Origin of the sequence: Streptomyces sp. (genome assembly GCF_031178505.1) — a bacterium.
Classification (GTDB): domain Bacteria; phylum Actinomycetota; class Actinomycetes; order Streptomycetales; family Streptomycetaceae; genus Streptomyces; species Streptomyces gulbargensis.
Window position 1 is genome coordinate 1 of the sequence record NZ_JAPSIW010000522.1, and the last position, 5,125, is coordinate 5,125.

Here is a 5,125-nt window from a genome sequence, read left to right on the forward strand (position 1 = left end):
AGGCCCCCGAACTGTCCGGGGGCCTCCACGCCGGCCGGCCCGCAGCCCCCACCGAGCCTCGCCGCAGGCCGCTCATCCGGCCGACCTCGGCCGCCCTCCCCCGGCCTGCGGGCAGTGGGGCCCGAAGCCCCCTCACCGGTCCCGGACACGGCGAAGGCCCCGGTCCCCCTGGGGAAGGGGGAGACGGGGCCTTCGGCGTCGTGATGTGGGCTCGCACACGCGTGGCGAACGCGTCTCGCGTGCGGGTCCGGGGGGCCGGGTGGGAGCGGTAGAGAGGGTCCGCTGGGTCCCGTGCGGCCGGTGGAGCGCTAGATCAGAGCTCAGCCCTGGAGGGACGCGACCTTGATCGCCAGCGCCGACTTCTTGTTGGCGGCGGCGTTCTTGTGGATGACACCCTTCGAGACAGCCTTGTCGAGCTGACGCGAGGCGGCACGGGTGGCCACGGTGGCCTTCTCGAGGTCGCCGGCGGCGACAGCCTCACGGGCCTTGCGGATCGCGGTCTTGAGCGACGACTTGACGGCCTTGTTGCGCAGGCGCGCCTTCTCGTTGGTCTTGTTCCGCTTGATCTGGGACTTGATGTTCGCCACTGAAAGAGCCTTTACAGGTTCGATGTTTCCTCAGGATGGTCTCGGAGCTGAGAGGGCACACGAGACACAGCTGTCCACGGTACCAGCAGCCCTCCGGCCCGCCCAAACCGGGCGTCGGGCGGCGGGCATGGGACCATGGAGCCTACGTATCCGTTCTGAACATCGCCCGAGACGAGAACCCTGCGTGCCCGCGACTCCTACCAACGTGCCCGAGCCGAGCCGAACCGACCCGGCTCTGATCCGCAACTTCTGCATCATCGCGCACATCGACCACGGCAAGTCCACGCTCGCCGACCGGATGCTCCAGCTGACCGGTGTGGTCGACCAGCGGCAGATGCGCGCCCAGTACCTCGACCGGATGGACATCGAGCGTGAGCGCGGCATCACGATCAAGTCCCAGGCGGTCCGGCTGCCGTGGGCGCCGACCGAGGGGCCCGATCAGTCCAGGACGCACATCCTGAACATGATCGACACCCCCGGGCACGTCGACTTCACCTACGAGGTCTCGCGGTCGCTCGCGGCCTGCGAGGGCACGATCCTCCTCGTGGACGCGGCCCAGGGCATCGAGGCGCAGACCCTCGCCAACCTGTACCTGGCGATGGAGAACGACCTCACCATCGTCCCCGTGCTGAACAAGATCGACCTGCCGGCCGCGCAGCCGGAGAAGTTCTCCGAGGAGCTGGCGAACCTCATCGGCTGCCAGCCCGAGGACGTCCTCAAGGTCTCCGCCAAGACCGGCATGGGCGTCGAGGCGCTGCTCGACCGCGTGGTCAGGGACGTTCCGGCGCCGGTCGGCAACGCGGACGCCCCCGCCCGCGCGATGATCTTCGACTCGGTCTACGACTCGTACCGCGGCGTGGTGACGTACGTACGAGTGATCGACGGGCAGCTGAACAAGCGCGAGCGCATCAGGATGATGTCGACCGGCGCGACCCACGAGCTGCTGGAGATCGGCACGAACTCGCCCGAGATGCTGCCGGCCGACGGCCTCGGCGTCGGTGAGGTGGGCTACCTCATCACCGGCGTGAAGGACGTCCGCCAGTCCAAGGTCGGCGACACGATCACCTCGCAGGCGAAGGGCGCCACCGAGGCGCTCGGCGGCTACAAGGACCCGAAGCCGATGGTCTTCTCCGGTCTGTACCCGCTGGACGGCTCGGACTACCCGGAGCTGCGCGACGCGCTCGACAAGCTCCAGCTCAACGACGCCGCGCTGGTCTACGAGCCGGAGACCTCCGCCGCGCTCGGCTTCGGCTTCCGCGTCGGCTTCCTCGGCCTGCTCCACCTCGACGTGATCCGCGAGCGCCTGGAGCGCGAGTTCGGGCTCGACCTGATCGCCACCGCCCCCAACGTGGTCTACCGCGTGGTCATGGAGGACGGCAGCGAGCACACGGTCACCAACCCGAGCGAGTTCCCCGAGGGCAAGATCAGCGAGGTGTACGAGCCGGTCGTCCGCGCCACGATCCTCGCGCCCAGCGAGTTCATCGGCTCCATCATGGAGCTGTGCCAGAACCGCCGGGGCACCCTCATCGGCATGGACTACCTCTCCGAGGACCGGGTGGAGATCCGCTACACCCTGCCCCTCGCCGAGATCGTCTTCGACTTCTTCGACCAGCTGAAGTCGAAGACGCGCGGGTACGCCTCCCTCGACTACGAGCCCACCGGCGAGCAGTCCTCCAGCCTGGTCAAGGTGGACATCCTCCTGCACGGCGACAAGGTGGACGCCTTCTCGGCGATCACCCACAAGGACGCCGCGTACGCCTACGGTGTGCGGCTCGTCGCCAAGCTGCGCGAGCTCATCCCGCGCCAGGCCTTCGAGGTGCCCATCCAGGCGGCGATCGGCTCGCGTGTCATCGCCCGCGAGACCATCCGCGCCATCCGCAAGGACGTCCTCGCCAAGTGCTACGGCGGTGACATCTCCCGTAAGCGGAAGCTGCTGGAGAAGCAGAAGGAGGGCAAGAAGCGCATGAAGATGGTCGGCTCCGTCGAGGTGCCGCAGGAGGCCTTCATCGCGGTCCTGTCGAGTGACGAGTCCTCCGGCAAGGGCAAGAAGTAGTCGCCCCCGGGTAGCTTCCTCATGCACCGAATGGGCCCACGTGCGCACGGCACGTGGGCCCGTTCGTTATCCACAGACCCTTACGTGACGGCTTTCCGGCCTCTACTCTGAAGCCGGTTCGAAGGTTACTCGCCAGTTAGTTACGCACCACCCGTAGGCACCGCCGCCGCCCGGAGGACGTCGTGAGCGACACACAGACCCTGATCGAGAACCGGCCGCCGTCCGTGGCGACCCTCTTCCTTGAGCGCGTCGAGCGGACTCCCGACGCGGAGGCCTACCGCTATCCGGTGCCCGCCGCCTCCGGCCAGGGGCCCGACGACTGGAAGTCGCTCAGCTGGGGCCAGGCCGCCCAACGGGTCTACGCCATCGCCGCCGGCCTCGTCGACCTCGGCGTGCAGCCCGAGGAGCGCGTGGCCCTGGCCTCGTCCACCCGCGTCGAGTGGATCCTCGCCGACCTCGGCGTCATGTGCGCGGGCGCGGCCACCACCACGGTCTACCCGCAGACCAACGCCGAGGAGTCGGCCTTCATCCTCTCCGACTCCGAGTCGAAGGTCCTCATCGCGGAGAACGCCGCCCAGCTCACGAAGGCCGTCGAGCGGCGCGCCGACCTGCCCGGCCTGCACCACGTGGTCGTCGTCGACCCCGAGGGCGCGGACACCTCCGACGACTGGGTCCTCACCCTCGCCGAACTCGAGGCGCGCGGCGCCGCCTACCTGGAGAAGCACCCCGAGGCCGTCAAGGAGCGGGTCGCCGCCATCACCCCCGGGCAGCTCGCCACCCTCATCTACACCTCCGGTACCACCGGCCGCCCCAAGGGCGTCCGCCTCCCGCACGACAACTGGTCGTACATGGCCAAGGCCATCGCCGCCACGGGCCTCGTCACGCAGGAGGACGTCCAGTACCTCTGGCTGCCGCTCGCCCACGTCTTCGGCAAGGTCCTCACCTCCGGACAGATCGAGGTCGGCCACGTCACCGCCGTCGACGGCCGCGTCGACAAGATCATCGAGAATCTGCCGGTGGTCCAGCCGACCTACATGGCGGCCGTGCCCCGCATCTTCGAGAAGGTCTACAACGGGGTCGCCGCCAAGGCCCGGGCCGGCGGTGGCGCCAAGTACAAGATCTTCCAGTGGGCGGCCGGGGTGGCCCGCGAGTACGCCAAGGTCACCCAGGACAACTTCCGCCGCACCGGCACCGCCTCCGCGCCCTTCGGCCTCACCGCCAAGCACAAGGTCGCCGACGCGCTCGTCTACGCCAAGATCCGCGAGGCCTTCGGCGGCAACCTGCGCGCCTGCATCTCCGGCTCCGCCGCCCTCGCCCCCGAGATCGGCTACTTCTTCTCCGGCGCAGGCATCCACATCCTGGAGGGCTACGGCCTCACCGAGTCCTCCGCCGCCTCCTTCGTGAACCCGGGCGAGGCCTACCGCACCGGCACCGTCGGCAAGCCGCTGCCCGGCACCGAGGTCCGCATCGCCGACGACGGCGAGATCCTGCTGCGCGGCCCCGGCATCATGGAGGGCTACCACGGCCTGCCCGAGAAGACGGCCGAGGTCCTGGAGTCCGACGGCTGGTTCCACACCGGCGACATCGGCGAGCTCTCCGCCGACGGCTACCTCAAGATCACCGACCGCAAGAAGGACCTGATCAAGACCTCCGGCGGCAAGTACATCGCGCCGGCCGAGGTCGAAGGCCAGTTCAAGGCCGTCTGTCCGTTCGTCTCGAACATCCTCGTCCACGGCGCCGACCGGAACTTCTGCACCGCGCTCATCGCCCTCGACGAGCCCGCGATCCTCGGCTGGGCCGCCGAGCACGGCCTCGCGGGCAAGTCGTACGCCGAGGTCGTCGCCGCCCCGCAGACCGAGAAGATGGTCCAGGGGTACGTCGACCGCCTCAACCAGAACCTCCAGCGCTGGCAGACGATCAAGAAGTTCCGCCTCCTGCCGCGTGACCTGGACATCGAGCACGGCGAGCTCACCCCGTCCCTGAAGCTCAAGCGCCCGGTCGTCGAGCGGGCCTACAAGGACCTCATCGAGGACATGTACGCCGGGTCGCGCGAGGCCTGATCCGCGCGGCGGCCGTTCACCCGGGCGGTACGGGACAATGGACCCCATGCCTTCCGTACTGCCCGATGGTGAGCCCATGCCCGAGGACGGGGCGCTGCCCGCACGCGCCCTGGAAGGGGCCGGGGAGCGTCCGCTCGGGTTCTATCTGCACGTGCCGTACTGCGCCACGCGGTGCGGTTACTGCGACTTCAACACCTACACCGCGAGTGAGCTGCGTGGCGAGGGCGGCGTGCTCGCCTCCCGCGACAACTACGCCGGCCAGGTCGCCGAGGAGATCCGCCTCGCCCGGAAGGTGCTCGGCGACGACCCCCGGCCGGTCAGGACCGTCTTCGTCGGCGGCGGCACGCCCACGCTGCTCGCGGCCGGCGACCTCGTCCGGATGCTGGGCGTCGTCCGCGAGGAGTTCGGGCTCGCGGACGACGCCG

General features: G+C 69.3%; 4 protein-coding genes. 3 read left to right on the forward strand and 1 reads right to left on the reverse strand.

The genetic code is table 11. The annotated features are described in order from the left end of the window. Positions 1-320 precede the first annotated feature (320 nt). Entirely contained in the window at positions 321-587 is a 267-nt protein-coding gene (rpsT, locus tag RIF68_RS26780) for a 30S ribosomal protein S20 (protein ID WP_093876150.1), read from the reverse strand. Between the two features lie 184 nt (positions 588-771). Between rpsT and lepA the strand changes: the two genes are divergently transcribed. From lepA to RIF68_RS26795, 3 genes are all read left to right on the forward strand, one after another. After that, positions 772-2,640: a translation elongation factor 4 gene (gene lepA / locus RIF68_RS26785; protein ID WP_309053868.1), complete on the forward strand. Its 1,869-nt coding sequence runs from the start codon at positions 772-774 to the stop codon at positions 2,638-2,640. 182 nt (positions 2,641-2,822) lie between these two features. Further along, positions 2,823-4,700 carry a long-chain fatty acid--CoA ligase gene (locus RIF68_RS26790; protein ID WP_309053869.1) on the forward strand — a complete coding sequence of 626 codons (1,878 nt, stop codon included), beginning with the start codon at positions 2,823-2,825 and terminating at the stop codon, positions 4,698-4,700. Between the two features lie 37 nt (positions 4,701-4,737). Continuing rightward, positions 4,738-5,125 (forward strand): radical SAM protein (locus tag RIF68_RS26795; protein WP_375165746.1); only part of this gene is annotated, 388 nt, incomplete at its 3' end.